Origin of the sequence: Pseudodesulfovibrio portus (assembly GCF_026000375.1) — a bacterium.
Taxonomy (GTDB): Bacteria; Desulfobacterota; Desulfovibrionia; order Desulfovibrionales; family Desulfovibrionaceae; genus Pseudodesulfovibrio; species Pseudodesulfovibrio portus.
In genome coordinates this window covers 1,033,337-1,054,758 of the sequence record NZ_AP026708.1, presented here as the reverse complement: position 1 = coordinate 1,054,758, position 21,422 = coordinate 1,033,337, and the positions used below count along the sequence as shown (strand labels likewise).

Here is a 21,422-nt window from a genome sequence, read left to right as displayed (position 1 = left end):
TTGAGAAATGGCCAAGACCAAGAAAGTGGTGCAGCTGATGCCTACGGACATCAAGGAGGAGCTTCTCGCGAAGTACCCCCCGAAGGTGGCCCGCAAGCGCGCCAAGCAGATAATGATCAATGAGGCCACGGAATCGGAGGCCCCGTCCGAGATTCTGGCCAACGTCCGCACCATTCCGGGTATCATCACCATGCGCGGCTGCACCTACGCAGGCTGCAAGGGCGTCATCATGGGCCCCACCCGCGACATCGTGAACATCACCCACGGCCCCATCGGATGCGGATTCTATTCCTGGCTCACCCGCCGCAACCAGACCGACCCCGGTCCTGACGGCGACAACTACATGCCCTACTGCTTCTCCACGGACATGCAGGATCAGGACATCATCTTCGGCGGCGAGAAGAAGCTGGCCGCCGCCATCGAGGAAGCCTACGAGCTGTTCCACCCCAAGGGCATCTGCGTGTTCGCGACCTGTCCGGTCGGGCTCATCGGCGACGACATTCACGCCGTGTGCAAGAAGATGAAGGCGAAGTTCGGCGACTGCAACGTGTTTGCCTTCTCCTGTGAAGGCTACAAGGGCGTTTCCCAGTCCGCCGGTCACCACATCGCCAACAACCAGGTCTTCTCCCATCTGGTGGGCGAAAACGAGACCCCGCCCGAGGGCGAGTACAAGATCAACCTCCTGGGCGAGTACAACATCGGCGGTGACGGGTTCGAGATCGACCGCATCCTCAAGAAGTGCGGCATCACCAACGTCTCCACCTTCTCCGGCAACTCCAGCTACGAGCAGTTCGCCTCGGCGCAGCACGCCGATCTCGACTGCGTCATGTGCCACCGGTCCATCAACTACGTGGCCGACATGCTGGAGACCAAGTACGGCATCCCCTGGATCAAGGTGAACTTCATCGGCGCCGAATCCACGGCCAAGTCCCTGCGCAAGATCGGTGAATACTTCGCCGACAAGAAGCTCATCGACCGCATCGAAGCAGTGATCGCCGAGGAAATGCCCGACGTCGAGGCCGCCAGGGCGGAAGTCCTGCCGAACACCGAAGGCAAGACCGCCATGCTGTTCGTCGGCGGCTCCCGCGCCCACCACTACCAGGATCTGTTCTCCGAGATGGGCATGAAGACCCTGTCCGCCGGATACGAGTTCGCCCACCGGGACGACTACGAAGGCCGTCACGTCATTCCCGACCTCAAGGTGGATGCCGACTCCCGCAACATCGAGGAGATCGAGGTCGAGGCCGATCCGGAGCTCTACAATCCGCGCAAGACGCCCGACGAGATCAAGGCCCTGGAAGACGCAGGGTACAAGTTCAAGCACTACGCCGGTTTGAACGAGCAGATGGACAAGGGCACGATCGTCATCGACGACCTCAACCAGTACGAAGCCGAGAAGCTGGTGGAACTCCTCAAGCCCGACGTGTTCTGCGCGGGCATCAAGGAGAAGTACTCCATCCAGAAGACCGGTGTTCCCATGAAGCAGTTGCACAGCTACGACTCCGGCGGTCCCTATGCCGGATTCAAGGGCGCGATCAACTTCTACCACGAAATAGACCGGTTGGTGAGTTCCAAGGTGTGGTCCTACATGAAGGCCCCTTGGCAGGAGAGTCCCGAACTGACCGGAACATTTGTTTGGGAATAGGAGAAGAAAATGGTTTTACTCAGACATACACCCACTGAAGTCAAGGAGCGCAAAGCGCTCATGATCAACCCGGCCAAGACGTGCCAGCCCATCGGTGCCATGTACGCATCCCTCGGAATCCACGGATGCCTCCCGCACTCCCACGGTTCCCAGGGCTGTTGCGCCTACCACCGGTCCGCGTTGACCAGGCACTACAAGGAGCCCGTCTCCGCCGCCACGTCATCCTTCACCGAAGGCGCATCCGTGTTCGGCGGGCAGGCCAACCTGCTGCAGGCCATCGACAACATCATGTCGGTCTACGATCCCGAAGTGATCGCCGTGCACACCACCTGCCTGTCCGAGACCATCGGCGACGACCTGAACCAGATCCGCGACAAGGCGATCAAGACGGGCAAGCTGCCCGAAGGCAAGACCTTTGTCGGCGCGCCCACCCCGTCCTACGTCGGCTCCCACGTCACCGGCTTCTCGAACATGGTCAAGGCCATGGCCATGCTGGCCGAGCCTACCGGCAAGAAGAACGGAAAGGTCAACGTCATCCCCGGTTGGGTCGAACCCAGCGACATGGGCGAGATCAAGCGGCTGGCCGCCATGGTCGGCGTGGACATCACCCTGTTCCCGGACACCGACGGCGTGCTCAACGCCCCCCTGACCGGCGAATACAAGATGTTCCCGGACGGCGGCGTGACCGTGAAGGAACTCAAGGGCTGCGGCGACGCCATAGGCACCCTGGCCCTGGGCGAGTGGTGCTCGGCAGACGCCGCCCGCTGGCTGGACTCCAAGTGCAAGGTTCCCTGCACCGTGCTGGACATGCCCTTCGGTCTGGCCGCCACCGACCGCTTCGTCGACGTGCTGCGCACCGTGGCCGGCGTCTCCGTCCCCGAAACCGTCGCCTTCGAGCGCGGTCAGCTCGTGGACATGATCTCCGACATGCACCAGTACTTCTACGGCAAGCGCGTGGCCCTCTGGGGCGACCCGGACCAGCTCATCTCCATGGTCGAATTCCTGATCTCTCTCGACATGCAGCCCGTCTACGTGGTCACCGGCACCCCGGGCAAGAAGTTCGAGAAGCGGATTCAGGAGCTCTGTGAAGGCCAGCCTTTCGAGGTCAAGGTCAAGGCCAAGGGCGACATGTTCCTGATGCACCAGTGGATCAAGAACGAGCCCGTGGACCTGCTCATCGGCAACACCTACGGCAAGTACATCTCCCGCGACGAGGACATCCCGCTGCTGCGGTGGGGTTTCCCCATCCTCGACCGCCAGGGTCATCAGTACTTCCCGACAGTCGGCTACAAGGGCGGCCTGAGGCTTCTGGAAATGATCCTCGGCCTGCTGCTGGATCGCAAGGACCGCGACGATCCGGAAACGCAGTTCGAACTCGTCCTGTAGCATTCATACCAGGCCCGGGGCAGAGACCTTCCCCCTCTGTCCCGGGCTCCACCCCAACCCCAAGGGCAGCCATGACACAGGCCATCACATACGAATCCCATCCCTGCTTTGCCGTTGCTGCGCGCAAGACCTACGGCCGTCTGCACCTGCCCGTGGCCCCGCGCTCCAACGCCCGTACCCGTTTCGCGGACAGCGGGAAGTCCAAGCCCGCAATCACGCCCGAAGAGGCGCTCAGGTGGCTGGACCACGTCGTCGGGCAGGGCAAGCCCATCTCCCTGGTGGGCATCACCGGCCCCGGCGATCCCCTGGCCGTGCCCGGCCCGAGTCTGCGGACCCTGCGCCTGATCCGGCAGCAGCATCCGGGAATCGGGCTCTGCCTGACCACCCTGGGCCTCAACGCGGCGGATCACGCCGATGAACTGGCCGAGCTCGGCCTGTCCCACGTCACCCTGCTGGTGGACGCCGTCAATCCGGAGATCGCGGAAAAGGTCTACGCCTGGATACGCCCCTCCACCAAGACGGTGCCGCTGGACGAAGCCGCCCGGCTGCTGGTCAACGAGCAGGCCAGGGCCCTCACCGCGCTGAAGAAGGCGGGGCTGGTGGTCAAGATCAACACCACGGTCTACCCGGGCTGCAACGCCGGGCACGTGGAAGAGATCGCCGCGGCCATGGCCACGCTGGGCGCGGACATCATGGCCGTGGTCCCGTTCATCCCGGCCGAGGGCGACCGCGTGTCCCCGGAGCTGATGGCCGAAGTCCGCGAACGGGCCGCCCGGCACATGGACCTCATGCCCTCCTGGAAGGAGTGCGGCGAAGGGCTGGTCGGCCTGGACCGGCCCGACAAGCAGGACGCGTCCGTGACCGTGCTGCCCAAGCCCTCCATGGAACGGCCCAACGTGGCCGTGGTCACCTCCACGGGCATGGATGTCGATCTCCACCTGGGTCACGCCATCAAGGCCATGATCTACGGGCCGCGCGAAGACGGCCTGGCATGCCTGATCGAGAGCCGCGACCTGCCCGAGCCCGGCTCCGGCTCCAGACGATGGGAGACCCTGGCCGAGACACTCGGCGACTGTTTCGTCCTGCTCACGTCCAGCGCGGGCGACAAGCCCAGACAAATTTTGAGCCGCCTGGGATTGTCCGTCCTGATCACGGACGGGAGCATCGAGGGCACGGTGGACGTGCTCTACGGCGGCGGGAAAAAAGGAAAAAAATGCAAGGCAGGCAGTTGAAAACGGCTCGATTGCAGCGTTGCTTCGGAAAAGCCGGGTCCTTGCGTATGCGGAATACGCGGCGGCCCTGTCTTTCCCTCGCGCCTCGCACTCAAACCATTTTGAACAGCCAGGATTAAAACAGGAAGAAGGAGAGTGTGAAATGGCAATTCCCGAAAAAATGATCATCGTCTGCCAGTCGTTCAGGGCGGCCGGCGAACCCAAAGGCCTCTGCCACAAGCAGACCGACGGTTTCCTCCAGTACCTGGAAGAGGAAATCCTGGACCGCGGGCTCGATGCCCTGGTGGTGGCCACCAGCTGTCTGAAGCAGTGTGAATCCGGCCCGATCATGGTCGTTCAGCCCGAGAACTGGTGGTTCAAGGGCGTGGACTCCGAAGAGGCCATCGACGCAATTCTGGACGCCCTGGAAGAGGGCGAGCCTGCCGCCGATTACCTCGCGGCTTAGCAATCGAGAGTCCCATGCCCGAAGCCGTCATCATCCGCTCCGCAACCGCCGCCGACATCGAAGGTCTGGTTGACCTGCTCGAGGACCTGTTCTCCATCGAGGAGGACTTCGACGTCGATCGGGACAACCAGCGGCGCGGCCTGGAAATGATGCTGAACAATGGTCGGGGATGCATCCTGGCCGCCCAAGCCGCCGACGGGACTGTGGTCGGCATGTGTTCGGGGCAGTTGACGATCTCCACGGCGGAAGGCGGTCCCGCCGTCCTCATCGAAGACGTTGTCGTTCGCGAGGACCGGCGGGGCCAGGGCATCGGAGCCCGGCTCCTGGAGGACCTGGCCCGCTGGGCGGCGGACAACGAGGCCGGGAGGCTTCAGCTGCTGGCGGATTCGGGAAACGGCCCGGCTCTGGGTTTCTACGAGCACCTGGGATTTGAGAGGACGCGGCTTATCTGCCTGCGGAACCGACTGTAACAACCCATCAGGGGAAGTAAGATGAGCACGATTCTAGAAGAAAGAAAGGACCAGATCCACCTGTCCGGCGAAGGCGCCATCGACATGGCCTGCAACCGCGAATCCCTGGCGGGCGCGGTCAGCCAGCGGGCCTGCGTGTTCTGCGGCTCCCGCGTGGTCCTTTACCCCATAGCCGACGCCCTGCACCTGGTGCACGGCCCCATCGGCTGCGCGGTCTACACCTGGGACATCCGGGGGGCGCTCTCCAGCGGCCCTGAACTCCACAGGCTCTCCTTTTCCACCGACCTCCAGGAGACGGACGTCATTTTCGGCGGCGAGAAGAAACTGGAGGCCGCCCTTGACGAGCTCATCGACAGGCACTCCCCCAAGGCCGCGTTCGTCTACTCGACCTGCATCGTCGGCATCATCGGCGACGACCTGGAAGCGGTCTGCCGCAAGATGTCCGAGAAGAAGGGCATCCCCGTGCTGCCGGTTCAGTCCGAAGGCTTCAAGGGCAGCAAGCGCGAGGGTTACCTGGCCGCCTGCAAGGCCATGTTCAAGCTCATCGGCAATGGCGACGTTTCGGACATATCGCCTCTTTCCATTAATATTTTCGGCGACTTCAACCTGGCCGGTGAAATCTGGATCATCCGCGAGTACTTCGAGAAGATGGGTGTCCAGGTGGTGGCCAACGTCACCGGCGACGGCCGGGTGGCGGACATCCAGCGCTGTCACGGCGCGGCCCTGAACCTGGTCCAGTGTTCGGGGGCGACCCTCGACCTGGCCAAGATGATGGAAGAGGAGTTCGGCATCCCGTACGAGCGGGTCTCCTACCTCGGCATCGAGGACATGGCCGACTCCCTGTACAAGGTCGCCGACTTCTTCAAGGACAAGGACCCCGGCATCCTGGAGCGCACCCAGAAGCTCGTCAAGGAGGAGCTGCAGGTGCTCATGCCCGAGCTGGCCCGCTACCGCAAGGACCTGGAAGGCAAGAAGGTCGCCATGTACGTGGGCGGTTCCTTCAAGGCCTTTTCCCTGGTCAAGGCCTTCCGTCACCTGGGCATGAAGGTGGTCCTGGTCGGTTCCCAGACCGGCACCAGGGAAGACTACGCCGAACTGGAACAGATCACCGATCCCGGCACGGTCATCATCGACGACGCCAACCCGCTGGAGCTGTCCCACTTCATCAAGGAGAAGGACGTGGACGTGTTCGTGGGCGGGGTCAAGGAGCGGCCCATCGCCTTCAAGCTCGGCGTGGGGTTTTGCGACCACAACCACGAGCGCAAGGAAGCCCTGGAAGGGTTCGTGGGCATGCTCAACTTCGCCCGCGAAATCCACGCCTCGGCCATGTCCCCGGTCTGGCAGTTCGTGCCCCGCCGCGCGGGCCGCATGACCGAAGAAAAGAAGGAGGCCGTCAATGAGTAAGGTCAAGACGCCCAAGCCCAATTTCGTTTCCACCACCAACGCCTGCAAGCTGTGCACGCCGCTGGGGGCCTCCATGGCCTTCCGGGGCGTGGAGGGGGCCATCCCGTTCCTGCACGGTTCCCAGGGGTGCGCCACCTACATGCGGCGGTACATCATTTCCCATTTTCGCGAGCCCGTGGACATCGCCTCCTCTGCGCTGGGCGAGAAGAACGCCATCTACGGCGGCGGCCCGAACCTCAAGAAGGGCATCCTCAACGTCATGAAGAAGTACGAGCCGCAGGTCATCGGCGTGGCCACCACCTGCCTGACCGAGACCATCGGCGACGACGTGCCCATGAATCTCAAGGAATTCCGCGACGAGTTCGGCGATCTGGATCTGCCCGAACTGGTGGAGGTGTCCACCCCGAGCTACTCCGGCACGCACACGGACGGGTGGCACGGCGCGGTCCGTTCCCTGGTGGAGCAGCTCTGCACAGCCAAGGTCCCGGAGACCGGCCGGGTGAGCATCCTGCCCAACATGGTCTCCTGCGAGGACGTCCGGCATCTGTTCGACATCTGCCGCGACTTCGGCATTCCGGCCACCATTCTGCCCGACATCTCCGAGACCCTGGATGGCCCGGCGCTCGAGGATTACGTGAAGATTCCCTCCGGCGGCACCCCGGTCAGCGAGATCAGGGAAATGTCCGGCGCCAAGGCGACCATCGAGTTCGGCCGTTGCCTGCCCAAGCAGACGGGGGGCACCAGCCTGGAAAAGCGGTTCGGCGTGACCAACCACCGCATCGGCCTGCCCATGGGGTTGCGCGAGTCGGACGCCTTGTTCGAGACCCTGGAAAGTGTTTCCGGCAATCCCGTGCCGCGCCGCTTTGAGCTGGAACGGGGCCGTCTCATCGACGCCTACGTGGACGGCCACAAGTACGTGTTCGGCAAGCGGGCCGTGGTTTACGGCGAAGAGGACCTGGTGGTCGGGCTGTGCGCCTTTCTGGCCGAGATCGGTGTGGACGTGGTCCTGGCCGGGACCGGCGCGCGGGGCAAGGGGCTGGAAGCGGCCATCTCCCGCGTCACGGACGGCGTGGCCCGAATGGCCCCCGAGGTGCGAGAGGCGGTGGATTTCCATGACATCGCAGCCGAGGCCGAGTCCCTGAAGCCGGACCTGCTCATCGGCCATTCCAAGGGGTACCGCTACGCCGAGGCGTGGGGCGTGCCTCTGGTCCGCGTGGGTTTCCCCGTCCACGACCGTTTCGGCGGTCAGCGCATACTCACCCTGGGCTACAAGGGGGCCTTGAACCTCTTTGACAGAGTGGTCAACGCGGTCATCGAAAAGAAGCAGGCCGATTCTTCTGTCGGCTACGGATATATTTAGAAGTCAACCTGTTACACACCTCAACGACAGGAGAGCACCATGCATAAGGATACCACCAAGCACCCCTGCTTCAACAAGGCGGAAGCCGGAAATTGCGGTCGCGTGCATCTGCCCGTGGCCCCCAAGTGCAACATCCAGTGCAACTACTGCAACCGCAAGTACGACTGTGTGAACGAGTCCCGCCCAGGCGTGACCTCCGGCATCCTCAAGCCGTTCCAGGCCGCGGAGTACATGGACAAGGTCCTGGCAAAGGAGCCGCGCATCACCGTGGCCGGCATCGCCGGTCCGGGCGACCCCTTCGCCAACCCCGCCGAGACCCTGGAGACCATGCGGCTCCTGAACGAGCGCCATCCGCACCTGCTCTTCTGCCTGTCCTCCAACGGCATGGGCATCCTGCCCTACCTGGACGACATCGCCGCCCTGGGCGTGTCCCATGTGACCATCACCGTCTCCGCCGTTGATCCGGCCATCGGGGCGAAAATCTACGCCTGGGTCCGCGACGGCAACGTGGTCTACCACGGCGAGAAGGGCGCGGAGATCCTGCTGGGCCGCCAACTCGCGGCCATCAAGGGCCTCAAGGAGCGCGGCATCACGGTCAAGATCAACTCCATCATCATCCCCGGCGTCAACGACCACCACATCGTCGAGGTCGGCAGGGTGTGTGCCGGGCTTGGCGCGGACATCCAGAACATGATCCCGCTCAAGCCCACCGAGGACACGCCGTTTTCCGAGATTCCCGAGCCGGGCCGCGAGACCGTGCTGCCCCTGCGCAAGGAAGCGGGCGAATTCATCGACCAGATGACCCACTGCAAGCGGTGCCGCGCCGACGCGGTCGGGTTGCTCAACGACGACCAGTCCGTTGCCCTGTGCGGCACGCTCCGGGCGTGCTCCAAGCTCAAGCCCCTGGAGGTCAACACCCCGCGTCCGCACGTGGCCGTGGCCACCCGCGAGGGCATGCTGGTCAACCAGCACCTGGGCGAGGCCAAGTCCTTCCAGATCTGGGGCGAGTCCGATACCGGCGGGTATGCGCTGGTCGAGGAACGCAAGGCCCCGGAGGCGGGCTGCGGCCCCCAGCGGTGGTCCGAGCTGGCCGCGACCCTGAAGGATTGCCGGGCCGTGTTGTGCGCGGCCATAGGCGAGACCCCGCGCATGCTGCTCGAGGAGCACGGCATTCATTCCCACGTGGTTGACGGGTTCATCGAGGACGCCCTGCGCTTCGTCTTCGAAGGCGGCGACATGAACGCGCTCAAGGTCCGCAAATGCGGTATCGGCAGCGGGTGTGCGGGCGGCGGAGCCGGCTGCGGTTAACGGCTGAAAAGCGGCCGATTGCTGCGTTGCTTCGGAAAAGCCAGACCCTCGCGTATTGTTTATACGCTTCGGCCCTGGCTTTTCCTCGCGCCTTGCACTCAACCACTTTTGAGACGTTAACCCCGGCTCTGGTGTCCAACAACTTCCAAGGAGAAACGAATGAACAAGGCGACATTGGAGAAAGTGTTCGAGTACGCGTCCAAGCCGGTGCAGGGAACCATGTCCCGCAAGCTTCGAAAGGACGTGAAGATTCAGGTCAACGAGGGCGAGGTCTACGAAGGGGCCACCTTGTTTCTGGGCGAGGAGTTCGTGCGCGTCACCTGCACCAAGGACGGCATGAACATCAACACCTACTATGATTGGGAGAAAATCGCCTCGGTGCGCACCCTGGGTGCGGTTGAATAATCGGATTTGAAATTACGCGAGAAAGGCCCCGCCGAACTTCGGCGGGGCCTTTCTTGCATTCCTGCGGCGGGGAAGTCCAAAACCCGACACCCCCTGCCGTATGCCGGGGGCAGGGGGTGTCTTCGTGGGGGTTGTGGAGGTATCGATGCCGAAATTTACATCTGCGTTTCCTTCATGCGCCTGAGCCGTGCGCGGCCTTCCGCTATCATGGTCTCCAGGCCGTACTTCTTGACCCGGTAGCCCATCTGCCGGGCGGAAAGGCCCAGTGCGTCGGCGGCCTTGTACTGTACCCAGCCGGACCGTTCCAGGGCGGCCATGACCTCGTTGCGCTCGAATTCCTTGAGCGAGGTGCGGTGGGGCAGCCCTTCGGACAGGGGGAGGGTCTCCTCGACGACCGGGGTCTGGCCGGGGGCGAGGTAGGACTTGAGAAATTCCAGGGTGATGCGGTCATTGTCCGTCATGATGACCAGCCGCTCGATGAGGTTCTGCATCTCGCGCACGTTGCCGGGCCAGTCGTAGCGGATGAGCGCGTCCAGGGCCGTGGCGGTGAGGTGGATGCTGCGCCCATAGTCGTCGGCCATCTTGTGCAGGAAATGGTTGAGCAGGCTGGTGATGTCCTCCTTGCGTTCCCGCAGCGGCGGGATGCGGATGGGGAAGACGTTGAGCCGGTAGTAGAGGTCCAGCCGGAACTTGCCGCGTTCAACCAGGTCGCCGAGGTCCCGGTTGGTGGCGGCCAGGATGCGCACGTCGATGGACCGGGTGCGGCCGCCGCCGAGGCGTTCCAGCTCCTTGTCCTGGAGCACGCGCAGGAACTTGGCCTGCAGCCCCAGGGGGAGTTCGCCGATCTCGTCCAGAAAGATGGTGCCCGTGTCCGCCTCCTCGAATCGGCCGGGCCGGGAGGCGGTGGCCCCGGTGAACGCGCCCTTTTCGTGGCCGAAGAGCTCGGACTCCAGCAGGTTGCCCGGGATGGAGGCGCAGTTGACCTTGATGAACGGGCTGCCCGCACGTTCGGAGAGCTCGTGGATGATCCGGGCGATGAGCGTCTTGCCCACGCCGGATTCGCCCAGCAGCAGGACCGTGGCCCGCGTGGGCGAGACCTTTTCCATCTGCCGCTGCACCTCGACCATGGATGAGCTCTGGCCCACGATGTACGGGCCCTTGGTGTTCTTGGAAATCTGGTACTTGAGGGAGGTGTTTTCCCGTTTCAGGGCCGCCTCGCGGGCCTTGATTTTTTCATTGAGGCTGATGAACTGCCCGATCAGGGTGGCCACGACCTTGAGGAAGGCGACGTCCTCCTCGAACTCCACCTCGTCCTCGAACAACCGGTCCACGGTGAGCACGCCGATGGGGTCGCCGTGCAGGATGATGGGCACGCCGATGAAGGATATCCCGCCGCGCTGGACCCGCCGCGACCCGGTCTTGTCCAGGAACAAAGGCTCCTTCTCGATGTCCGGAACGTAGAACGGCTCTCCGGTCTGGAAGATGCGCCCGGTCACGCCCTCGTCCAGCCGGTACACGCCGCGTTTCCGCTCCTCAACGGTCAGGCCGTAGGATGCGTTGATGGACAGGTGCCCGGTTTCGGGATCGTAGAGGGTGACCGTGGCCCGCTGCATGGACAGCAGCTCTGACAGAATCTGCAGGACGCCGTCCAGGGCCGACTCCAGGTCGATGGCCTGGTCGATGACCTGGCATATGGCCAGCAGGGCGGAGAGCTTCAGTCGGTGGACGGTCATGGACATACTTGTGGTTAGCAAGCACGGTGCCATGTTTTCGGAATGAGATAATGACTGTAATACCGGTTGGTTGTCGGATGTCAACGAGAGGTGGTGGTTGACAAAAATGTAATTTTGCAAAAATGGCTATACATATCTGCAATATTGTTGGCTTGTCCGCGTCTATTTTCGGCGGCGGCCCGGCCCTTTCCCCGGCCCGGCCTTTCTGCCGGGTCCTCCCGGGTGCTTTTTCCCGGGCGGCTGTCCTTTGGAGGGAATGAGGATGGCGTGCTGGCGCATGCGTTCGGCGTCGGTCTTTGCCACCGTGATGGGGTTGCCCTGCATGTCGGTTTCCGCGTGGAACATAGCGGCGGCGGCCGTGCCGGGCAGGGGGATGAAGCATTGGACCTGTTCCGGCTTCCAGCCGCGGGCCTTCAGCCAGTTGGCCAGGGAGCGCATGTCGTCGTCGGTGCAGCCGGGGAAGGCGGACATGAGGTAGGGGACGACGTATTGCTTCTTGCCCGCTTTTTTCGATTCCCGGTCGAACAGTTCGAGGAACCGCTCAAAGGCCTCGAAACCCGGTTTGCGCATGAGCTTGAGGACGCGGTCCGCCTGATGTTCCGGGGCTATCTTGGCCTGGCCCCCGACGAATTCGCGGACCAGGGCGGCCAGGGCGGGCATGTCCGTGAGGCCGAGGTCGATGCGCCAGCCCGAGGCCACCCGCACGTGTTTGACCGAGGGAAGATCGTTCACCGCCCGGAGCAGGTCCACGAAGTCCTTTTGCGTCACCAGGTAGTGCTTGCAGATGCGCGGGGTCAGGCAGCTCGCCCGGGTGCACTCGGACTGGTCGGCGGCGCAGTGCGCGCCCCACATGTTGGCGCTGGGGCCGCCCACGTCGGAGATGGAGCCGGTCCAGCCGGGGGTCTTGGCGATGGCCTTGACCTCGGACAGGATGGATCGGGTGCTGCGGGAGCGGATGGTCCGCCCCTGGTGCAGGGCCAGGGTGCAGAAGGAGCAACCGCCCGAACACCCCCGGTGGGTGGTCACGCTGGCCTGGATCATGTCCGCCGCCGGGATGCGCTCCCTGTATGAGGGGTGGGCCAGCCGCGAGAAGGGCAGTCCGGCCAGCTCGTCCAATCCGGCGGTGTCGAGGAGCGGGCCGGGCGGGGTCAGGATGACCAGCCGTCCCCCGGCTTCCTGCACGGCGGTGTGCGTGTTCTGGTGGACCTGGCGTTCGAGCAGGATGGTGGCCTGGATGAGCTGTTTAGGGTCGGCCAGGATGGCCTCGTGCGAGGGCAGCTCCATGACCGGGAACGTGTCGGGGACGTCATCCCGCCCGCCTGCCGTGACCAGGCCGGGCAGCCCGGCGATTTGCGGTCTGAGCGCCTTGACGTCCACCTCGCCCGTCTCGTCGAGAATGGTCTCGATGGTGTCGGCCAGGGTGATGATGGAATTTTCGGCCATGCCGTAGGTGATGGCTGTTGCCTTGGAATCCAGGAGGATGGATTTGCGTACCGCGTCCGTCCAGAAATCGTAGTGCGAGATGCGCCGCAGGGATGCCTCGATGCCGCCCAGGATGACCGGCAGCCCGGGGAAGGCCCGCTGGACAACGTTGGTGTAGGCCATGGAGGCCCGGTTGGGGCGTGCGCCCGCCTTGCCGCCCGGGGTGTAGGCGTCGTCGTGGCGCTTCTTGCGGAAGGCGGTGTAGTGGGCGAGCATGGAGTCCAGCGATCCGGCGGTGACGCCCGCGAACAGCCGGGGCCGTCCCATGCGGGAGATGTCCTCGGGCCGGTCCCAGGCGGGCTGGGCGCAGATGCCGGTGCGAAATCCGTGGTGCACCAGCCAGCGGCCGAGCAGGGCGGCCCCGAAGGAGGGGTGGTCCACGTAGCCGTCGCCCGTGACCAGAAGGATGTCCAGCTCGTTCCAGCCGAGGCGGTCCATCTCCTCGCGGGTCATGGGCAGCACCCCGGGCTGTTCGAGCGGTTGTCTGTCTCGCGTGCGCATCATCCATACATGATGGACCACCCCGCCGGTTTGGTCCACATCTTTCCCGTCGCCGTCATGGGTAAAAAACATCGGGGCTGTACACAAACCTGTGCAAGCTGTATTGTTGGGGCAGTAGGGAGGACGTCCATGAAAGCCATGCTGCTGGAAGAATACGGTCCGGAACACCGTTTCGCGGAACACGACATCGAAAAGCCCGTCCCCGGCCCGGGCCAGGTCCTGATCCGGGTCGCCGGGTCCAGTTTCAACCCCATCGACAACAAGATCGCCACGCTGGGCAACCTGCTCTCCTTTGCCCCGCCCCTGCCCGCCCTGCTCGGCATGGACGTGGCCGGCGAGGTGGTGGAGACCGGCGGCAGGTCGCGTTTCCGCGTGGGCGACCAGGTCATGGGTTGCGCGGGCGGCCTGGACGACCTGCCCGGCGCGCTGGCCGAGTACATGGTTGCGGACGAGCGGCTGCTCGCGCCCACCCCTGCCTGCATGGCCCCTGCGGACGCGGCCTGTCTGCCCCTGGTGTCCATCACCGCCTGGCTCGGCCTGTTCGACAAGGCCTCGGTCAGCCGGGGCCAGACGTTGCTGGTGCACGGCGGGGCGGGCGGCGTGGGCCATATGGCCGTGCAGCTCGGCGTCCACGCCGGGGCCGAGGTGTACGCCACGGTTTCCACGGAGGAGAAGGGCGCCGTGGTGGAGGCCCTGGGCGGCATCCCGATCTACTACCGCGAGACCAAGGTCGAGGAATACGTGGACGGGTTCACCGGCGGCAGGGGGTTTGACGTGGTTTTCGACACTGTGGGCGGCACCGTGCTGGACCAGTCCTTCGCCGCCGCGCGCATAGGCGGGCAGGTCGTCTCAACCGCCACGCGATCTTCCCATGATCTCAGCCTGTTGCATGCGCGGGGGCTGTCCCTGCACGTGGTCTTCATGCTGTTGCCCATGCTCACGGGAGAGGGGAGGGAGCTGCACGGTGAAATCCTGGCCAACGTGTCCGGCCTGGTGGACGAGGACGGACTGGCCGTGTTCGTGGACGATCGCCGCTTTGATTTCACCGACGTCGGCGAGGCCTATCGCTACTGGGAACAGGGCAAGGCGTCGGGCAAGATTTCCCTGGTCCCGGAGGAGTGGAACACGATTGCGAATACCTCGGATTAGTTTGGATAAACGCAATTGGTTCTTGACAAAATTCCTCTCACGGGAAAGATTATGATCCTATACTGTAAGTAGTGGACGAAGCCCGCGACCGGCGGGTTCATTTCGGCTTGCATCAATCCATACCCAAGTGAAGTCTATGCCTTCTGAGAAAAAGCCATCGGCCAAGCCCGATTCCAAACCCGCCTCGGCCAAGGCGCCCGGCTCCAAGTCGGCACCCGCCGGAAACACCGTGCCGAAATCGCCCGGCATCGGCACCAAGCCCGGTTCGCCCGGGCAGCCGCCCGTGAAAAAGGGAGCAGGGAGCGCGGCAAAGCCGCCCCAAGGCGGCGACCCCGGTCTCGTTTCCAGGCCCAACGGAGCCGCGCAGGCAAAGCAGGCGGGTGCCGGAGCGCAGGAACAACCCAGCCAGCCCATGCAGCCAGGCCAGCCCATGCAGCCAGGCCAGCCCATGCAGCCAGGCCAGCCCATGCAGCCAGGCCAGCCCATGCCCGCGAAGCGGGTCGAGCCGGACGAGCGGCTGACCCCCAAGGACATCGACTTCCAGCCGCCCCTGGTCATCTGCCTGTCCATCATCAGCCGTTTGCTGGGCAAGCCGGTGTCGTCGGCCACGCTCAAGTCGGGCATCCCGCAGAAGGAAGGGGTCATCACCGCCGCCTCCATCGTGCGCAGCGCCGAGCGCATCGGCATCACCGCCAAGACCGTGTACCGCGAGAAGCTTCGGACCATCACCAAGCTGGTCCTGCCGTGCATCCTGCTGCTGCGCGGCGGCAACGCCTGCGTCCTGATGGACACCACCAAGACCACGGCCCGGGTCATGATCCCCGGCCACGGCATGGACGAGACCGAGATCCCGCTGGCCAAGCTCGAGGAGGAATACACCGGGTACGCGATCCTCTGCCACCGCAAGTCCAAGCTGGACAAGCGCGCCAGCGAGCTCAAGCTGCTCAAGACCAAGCGATGGTTTTGGGGCGTCATCGCCCGGTTCTGGCCCATCTACAAGCACGTGGTGGGCGCGTCCATCATGACCAACATCATCATCGTGGCCTCGCCGCTGTTCATCATGAACGTGTATGACCGGGTCATCCCCAACAACGCCATGGACACGCTCTGGGTCCTGGCCATCGGCATCGCCGTGGCCTACATCTTCGACTTCCTGCTCAAGAACCTGCGCAGCTATTTCGTGGACGTGGCGGGCCGCAACGCGGACGTGCTCATCGGATCAAAGATCATGAACCACCTCATGTCCGCCCGGCTGGACCACATGCCGGAATCGGCGGGTGCCGTGGCCAACAACATCCGCGAGTTCGAATCCCTGCGCGAATTTTTCAGCTCGTCGTCGCTGGTGGCGCTCATAGACCTGCCGTTTTTGTTCCTGTTCATCCTGATCATCTATTATATAGGCGGCCCCATCGCCTACCCCATCTTCATCGCCGTGCCCCTGGTGGTCCTGTTCGGGGTGTTTCTCCAGATTCCCTTCCAGCACATCATCGAGAACCACTACAAGGAGTCCACCCAGAAGAACGCGCTCCTGTTCGAGATCGTGCAGGGGCTGGAGACCATCAAGACCTCCATGGCCGAGGGCCGCATGCAGGCCCGCTGGGAGAACGTGGTCGGCATGTCCGCCCAGTCCAACAGCCGGGCCAAGGTCCTGGCCAACATTTCCATCACCTTTTCCGTGTTCATCACCCAGCTGGTGTCCGTGTCCGTGGTCATCATCGGCGTGTTCCTCATCTCCGAGGGCGAGATGACCGTCGGCGGCCTGATCGCCAGCAACATCCTGGCGGGCCGGTCCATGGCCCCGCTTTCCGCCGTGGCCGGGCTGCTCTCCAGGTTCCAGCAGTCCCGGATGGCCCTGAATGCCCTGGACATGCTCATGGCCATGCCCAGCGAGCGTCCCGAGGACAAGGAGGCCTTCCATTACGGGGTCATCGAGCCGTCCGTGTCGCTGACCGACGTGGGGTTCAGCTATCCCGGCACTGACAAGGCCGTGCTCCACAACGTCAACCTGAAGCTCAAACCGGGCGAGAAGGTGGGCATCGTTGGCCGCACCGGCGCGGGCAAGTCCACCCTGGGCAAGCTCTGCGTGGGGCTGTACCAGCCCGTTGAGGGCTCGGTTCAGGTGGGCGACATCGATCTCCGGCAGATGGACGTGGCCGATCTTCGCAGGAAGGTGGGCTACATCTCGCAGGACAGCCTGCTCTTTTACGGCACTCTCAAGGACAACATCGCCTTCGGCCTGCCCGAGGCCGACGACCAGTCCGTCAATTATGCGGCCGAGGTTTCCGGGGTCAACGACTTCGTGCGCGACCACCCGGCAGGCTTCGGCATGATGGTCGGCGAGCGGGGCACGTCCCTGTCCGGCGGCCAGCGCCAGGCCGTGACCATTGCCCGGGCCATCCTGCCCGATCCGGAAATCCTGATCATGGATGAACCGTCCAGCAACATGGACAACCAATCGGAATACCGGCTCAAGGAACGGCTCAGGCCCTATGTGAAGGACAAGACGCTTATCGTCATCACCCACCGCCACTCCATGCTCGATCTGGTGGACAGGCTGGTGATCATGGACCGGGGAAGAATCGTGGTGGACGGCCCCAAGCAGGCCGTTCTGGACGGCCTCAAGTCCGGCAAAATCAAGGTTTCCATGTGAGGTCGGCATGAGCTACAAAAACGATAGAGAAGCACTCCTTTTCATGAGCGAGGTGGACCAGGCCATGTACGGCAAGGGCCGCCGGTTCGCCTACATCATGTCCACGGCCATCCTCCTGTTCGTCGTCCTGTTCGTGGTCTGGGCCAAGTTGGCCGTGCTCGACGAGGTGACGCGCGGATTCGGGCGGGTCATCCCCTCCCAGCGCATCCAGGAGATCCAGAACCTCGAGGGCGGCATCCTTCAGGAGGTCTTCGTGCATGAGGGCCAGGAGGTGCAGAAGGGCGACCTCCTCTGCCGGGTTAGCAACGAGCAGGCGGCCAGCTTTTACCGGGACGCCAAGTCCAAGGCCCTTGAGCACAAGGCGGCCATCGCCCGGCTCGAGGCCGAGGTCAACGGCACCGAGCCGGTCTTCGACGAGGAACTCATGAAGGAAGCGCCCCAGCTGGTCGACGATCAGATGCGGATTTTCAAGGCGCAGAGGGACAACATAAACATCGACCTCGGCCTGCTCCAGGACCAGTACGAGCAGCGTCAGCAGGAAGTGAACGAGATGGCCAGCCGCAGGCGGCAGCTCGTGAAGAGCCTGGATAACGCCAAAAAGCAGCGCGACATCGCCAAGCCCCTGGTGGAGAAACAGATCCATTCCGAGCTGGACTACCTCCGCTTGGAACAGACCGTGGTCCAGCTCACCGGCGACGTGGAATCCCTTACCCTGGGCATTCCTCGTGTGAAGCGGGCGGCCAAGGAGGCTGCGGGGCGCATCGAGCGGGCCAAGGCCGAGTACCGGTCCAAGGCCCTGGAAGAGATCAACATGCGGCGGCTGGAGCTGAAGTCCATCGAGGAAAACCTCAGTTCCGGCGGCGACCGGGTGACCCGTACAGATGTCCGTTCGCCGGTCAAGGGCATCGTCAAGCACATCCTCCTGAACACCCTGGGCGGGGTTGTCCGGCCAGGCGAGTCCATCATGGAGATCGTGCCCCTGGACGACACCCTGCTGGTGGAGGCGGAGGTCAAGCCGTCCGACATCGCCTTCCTGCATCCGGGCCAGGTGGCCAAGGTCAAGATCACGGCCTACGACTTCTCCATCTACGGCGGGCTCGACGGCACGGTGGAGAACATCTCCGCCGACACCATCGAGGATGAGCGGGGCGAGAACTACTACCTCGTCAAGGTGCGCACCGAGCAGAACGCCATGCTCTATCGCGGCCAGCGGTTGCCCATCATCCCGGGCATGACCGCCAGCGTGGATATCCTGACCGGCAAGAAGTCGGTGCTGGACTATCTGCTCAAGCCGATCCTCAAGGCCAAACAGAACGCGCTCAGGGAGCGCTGATCAGGCCATGACCGGCCGGGTTGGACATACGCTTTTGGTGCTCGCCCTGTGCGCGATGTGCATCGGCGTTGTCCTTGACCCGGCCGTGGAAGCCCGTGCCGCCGACACTTCGCCCAAGCTGCTCGGCTCCCTGGAGTTCAAGAGCACGATCAAGAAGCTTCCCAAATGGACGCGGGTACTGGACAAGATGAAGGCCTGGAAGGGCTATTTCCAGGACGCGGCCACGGCCAACCACCCGTCCAAGGGGTCGTGGTACGCCCTCAAGGCAGAGCTTGCGGGCAAGCCGCAGAAGGACATCCTCAAAGGGGTCAACAAGTTCTTCAACAAGTGGCCCTACCGGCTGGACAAGGCCAACTGGGGAGTCAGCGAATACTGGGCCACTCCCTGGGAATTCCTCAAGAAGTCGGGTGACTGTGAAGACTACTCCATCGCCAAGTTCTATGCGCTTCAGGAGTTGGGCTTCACCGGCGACCAGATGCGCATCGTGGCGGTCAAGGACGGCATCCGCGGCATCGGCCACGCCATCCTGGCGGTATTTCTTCCCGACGACATCTACATCCTCGACAACCAGACCATCATGGTCTTGTCGCACAAGCGATATAAGCATTACATTCCGCAATATTCCGTGAACGAGAAGTTCCGGTGGATGCACGTGGCTCCCAAGAAGAAGTCCACGTACACGAAGGCAAAGCAATAACACGCGCCCTCTTGACGAGGGTGACGTGAAGAAACCAGATGGAGTTGTGAAATGGCTGAACAAGTGAAACAGACCGCGTCAGAGGTCCCCAAGTCTATCGGGGGAGCCGGGCAGTCCGTCAAGATCGGCGTTGTCCTGGCGTTCGTGCTGATCATCTCGGTGGGCATCGTGCTGTTGGCCAACCGGGCCGTCAGCGACAAGGAAACCGGGGTGCTGGAAAACCAGCAGAAACGGTTCCACCTGCTCGTCCAGGGCAGGGCCGAGGTTATCGGTACTTTTCTCGACAACCTGGCCCACCAAGGCGACAGGCTCATCAAGTCCGACCTTTTCCGGCTCTACGCCACGGAGATCGACGGTTTCGACGGAGACCTGTCCTCGCTGTTCGGGGCGATCCGCGACGACGGCGACGTCGAGGAGGATGGCTCGTCCCTGGCCGAGCAACTGCCCATGATGGAGAACATGCTCCGGGAATTTTCCACCTATGCGGGGTTCGTCAACGCACGCATCCTGAGCAAGGAGGGCGAGGCCTACATCGCCACGGACGGGCACCTGCCGCCCATGAGCGAGGAGCAGATCAACGCGGCCAAGGGTTCCATCAGGGACAACTCCCCCAAGTATTCCTCCCTGCGCAAGACCCAGCTCGGCATGGAGATGGACGTGTACGTGCCCATCTATCCGCCCGATGCTGTGGGCGGCACGGACGAAGGTCCCCTGGAGGGGGCCGTGGGCTCCCTGATGATGACCCGGCAGATTTCGGGCAAGATCACCGAGCTCCTGTCCAATTCCCCGCTGGCGGGCGAGGGCGAGAAGACCCGCCTGATGCAGAAGACCGGGGCCGGATACCGGGAGGTCACCCCCTGGACCACCGAGGGGTTCCTGGACATCACCTCGGCGGTGAAGATCGACGAGTCCGGGAACATTCCCTTCGGCGTCCGGCCGAGCCTGTCCGACGATACCCGGCAGGTCTACTCCCTGGGCGTCCGCATCCCCGGTCCCGAGTGGTGGCTGGTGCAGGAGGTCGAATACGGTGAGGCCATGCGCCCCATCAATGATTTCCGGCGCACCGTGTACATCGTGGCCGGTCTGGGCATCCTGACCGCCTTCCTGGTGGCCGGTCTGGCCTGGTGGATACTCACCGGCGTCCAGAGCCAGCGGATCGCCACGGAGTTCCAGGCGCTGGCCTCCAAGATCGAGGAGCAGAAGCGGTTCATCGATTCGATCAACGCCAACATCGACGAGTTCATCACCCTCAAGGACGCCTCAGGCAAGTTCACCTATGTCAACAACGCCTTTGCCTCGGCAGCGGGGCGGCCCAAGGAGGAACTCATCGGCATGGACACGGCTGCGGTGTTCGGCTTCGACACGGCCAAGCGGTTGGAGACCATCGACGAGGTGGTGATCCGCGAGAGACGCAAGGAGACCATCAGCGAGCCCATTTTCCTGCGCTCGCAACGGCACCAGTTCCAGATATCCAAATCGCCCTACTGCGACGCCGACGGCACGTGCATGGGCGTGGTCGAGGTGTACCGCGACATCACGGAGTTCGTGGCCGCCCAGGAAAAGAACAAGCGGCTGATCAAGTCCGCCATGGAGGCGCTGGGGTCCACCATCGAGGCTGCGGACCCGTACCTCGGCGGTCACACCAAGCTGCTGGCGGGCCTGTCCGTGGAGGTCGCCAGGGCCATGCGGCTGTCCGAGATGGACATCGCCGAGATCGAGACCGCGGCCAACCTGTCGCAGATAGGCAAGATGTTCGTGCCCAACGAGATACTGACCAAGCCCGGCAAGCTGACCGACAAGGAGATGGCGGCCATGGAGGAGCATGTGGAGCACGCCTACCGCATCCTCAAGGACATCGACATCGCCGAGGGCGTGCTCAAGGCCATCTACCAGATGAACGAGCGCCTCGACGGGTCGGGCTATCCCAAGAACATCAAGGACGGGGAGATCATCATGCTCGCCCGCATCCTGTCCGTGCTGAACGTGTTCTGCGCCATGATCCGGCCCAGGTCCTATCGCGGGGCCAAGGACCCGCAGCAGGCCCTGGATATCCTCGGCAGCGAAGTGACCAAGTTCGACTCCGAGGTGGTCAAGGCCCTGGCCGACGTCATCCGGACGCCCTCGGGAGAAAGGTTGCTCGGCGACAAGGACTAGAACACCCCATCCATCCGGTTTCAAGGCCCCGGCGAACGACTCGCCGGGGCCTTTTGCGTGGAGTGAAC

The 21,422-nt window shown here is 63.6% G+C and carries 16 protein-coding genes; 14 read left to right on the top strand and 2 right to left on the bottom strand.

Features of this window, described 5'->3' with window-relative positions:
* The first annotated feature begins 7 nt into the window (after nucleotides 1-7).
* From nifD to OO730_RS05010, 9 genes are all read left to right on the top strand, one after another.
* A complete protein-coding gene (nifD, locus tag OO730_RS05050) occupies nucleotides 8-1,645 on the top strand; it encodes a nitrogenase molybdenum-iron protein alpha chain (protein WP_264983495.1) in 1,638 nt (545 codons plus the stop codon).
* Nucleotides 1,646-1,654: 9 nt separating this feature from the next.
* Complete coding sequence (gene nifK, locus OO730_RS05045) at nucleotides 1,655-3,031, top strand: nitrogenase molybdenum-iron protein subunit beta (RefSeq protein ID WP_264983494.1); 1,377 nt, start codon at nucleotides 1,655-1,657, stop codon at nucleotides 3,029-3,031.
* Between the two features lie 71 nt (nucleotides 3,032-3,102).
* On the top strand, nucleotides 3,103-4,263 hold the full coding sequence (locus OO730_RS05040; protein ID WP_264983493.1) for a radical SAM protein: 1,161 nt from the start codon (nucleotides 3,103-3,105) through the stop codon (nucleotides 4,261-4,263).
* Between the two features lie 142 nt (nucleotides 4,264-4,405).
* The gene (locus OO730_RS05035) at nucleotides 4,406-4,708 is read left to right on the top strand and encodes a (2Fe-2S) ferredoxin domain-containing protein (RefSeq protein WP_264983492.1); all 303 of its coding nucleotides are present in this window, start codon (nucleotides 4,406-4,408) and stop codon (nucleotides 4,706-4,708) included.
* A gap of 14 nt (nucleotides 4,709-4,722) precedes the next feature.
* Nucleotides 4,723-5,178 carry a GNAT family N-acetyltransferase gene (locus OO730_RS05030; RefSeq protein ID WP_264983491.1) on the top strand — a complete coding sequence of 152 codons (456 nt, stop codon included), beginning with the start codon at nucleotides 4,723-4,725 and terminating at the stop codon, nucleotides 5,176-5,178.
* 21 nt (nucleotides 5,179-5,199) lie between these two features.
* The gene (gene nifE / locus OO730_RS05025) at nucleotides 5,200-6,582 is read left to right on the top strand and encodes a nitrogenase iron-molybdenum cofactor biosynthesis protein NifE (protein WP_264983490.1); all 1,383 of its coding nucleotides are present in this window, start codon (nucleotides 5,200-5,202) and stop codon (nucleotides 6,580-6,582) included.
* Nucleotides 6,575-7,942: a nitrogenase component 1 gene (locus OO730_RS05020; protein WP_264983489.1), complete on the top strand. Its 1,368-nt coding sequence runs from the start codon at nucleotides 6,575-6,577 to the stop codon at nucleotides 7,940-7,942. The genes nifE and OO730_RS05020 overlap by 8 nt, the downstream gene beginning before the upstream one ends.
* A gap of 39 nt (nucleotides 7,943-7,981) precedes the next feature.
* The gene (locus OO730_RS05015) at nucleotides 7,982-9,250 is read left to right on the top strand and encodes a NifB/NifX family molybdenum-iron cluster-binding protein (protein ID WP_264983488.1); all 1,269 of its coding nucleotides are present in this window, start codon (nucleotides 7,982-7,984) and stop codon (nucleotides 9,248-9,250) included.
* A 159-nt stretch (nucleotides 9,251-9,409) separates the two neighbouring features.
* On the top strand, nucleotides 9,410-9,655 hold the full coding sequence (locus OO730_RS05010) for a hypothetical protein (protein WP_264983486.1): 246 nt from the start codon (nucleotides 9,410-9,412) through the stop codon (nucleotides 9,653-9,655).
* A gap of 155 nt (nucleotides 9,656-9,810) precedes the next feature.
* Here the strand turns inward: OO730_RS05010 and OO730_RS05005 are convergent, their stop codons facing one another.
* Entirely contained in the window at nucleotides 9,811-11,394 is a 1,584-nt protein-coding gene (locus OO730_RS05005) for a sigma 54-interacting transcriptional regulator (protein WP_264983485.1), read from the bottom strand.
* Between the two features lie 156 nt (nucleotides 11,395-11,550).
* Nucleotides 11,551-13,371: a YgiQ family radical SAM protein gene (locus OO730_RS05000; RefSeq protein ID WP_407681917.1), complete on the bottom strand. Its 1,821-nt coding sequence runs from the start codon at nucleotides 13,369-13,371 to the stop codon at nucleotides 11,551-11,553.
* 129 nt (nucleotides 13,372-13,500) lie between these two features.
* Between OO730_RS05000 and OO730_RS04995 the strand changes: the two genes are divergently transcribed.
* The 5 genes from OO730_RS04995 (at nucleotide 13,501) to OO730_RS04975 (ending at nucleotide 21,354) form a co-directional block, all read left to right on the top strand.
* Nucleotides 13,501-14,520, top strand: coding sequence for a zinc-binding dehydrogenase (locus OO730_RS04995; protein ID WP_264983484.1), 1,020 nt, complete (start codon nucleotides 13,501-13,503; stop codon nucleotides 14,518-14,520).
* Between the two features lie 448 nt (nucleotides 14,521-14,968).
* Complete coding sequence (locus OO730_RS04990) at nucleotides 14,969-17,170, top strand: type I secretion system permease/ATPase (protein WP_407681916.1); 2,202 nt, start codon at nucleotides 14,969-14,971, stop codon at nucleotides 17,168-17,170.
* 7 nt (nucleotides 17,171-17,177) lie between these two features.
* The gene (locus OO730_RS04985) at nucleotides 17,178-18,503 is read left to right on the top strand and encodes an HlyD family type I secretion periplasmic adaptor subunit (protein WP_264983482.1); all 1,326 of its coding nucleotides are present in this window, start codon (nucleotides 17,178-17,180) and stop codon (nucleotides 18,501-18,503) included.
* 7 nt (nucleotides 18,504-18,510) lie between these two features.
* Nucleotides 18,511-19,200, top strand: a complete 690-nt coding sequence (locus tag OO730_RS04980; protein ID WP_264983481.1) for a transglutaminase-like cysteine peptidase — start codon at nucleotides 18,511-18,513, stop codon at nucleotides 19,198-19,200.
* A 51-nt stretch (nucleotides 19,201-19,251) separates the two neighbouring features.
* Nucleotides 19,252-21,354, top strand: coding sequence for an HD domain-containing phosphohydrolase (locus OO730_RS04975; RefSeq protein WP_264983479.1), 2,103 nt, complete (start codon nucleotides 19,252-19,254; stop codon nucleotides 21,352-21,354).
* Nucleotides 21,355-21,422: the final 68 nt, after the last annotated feature.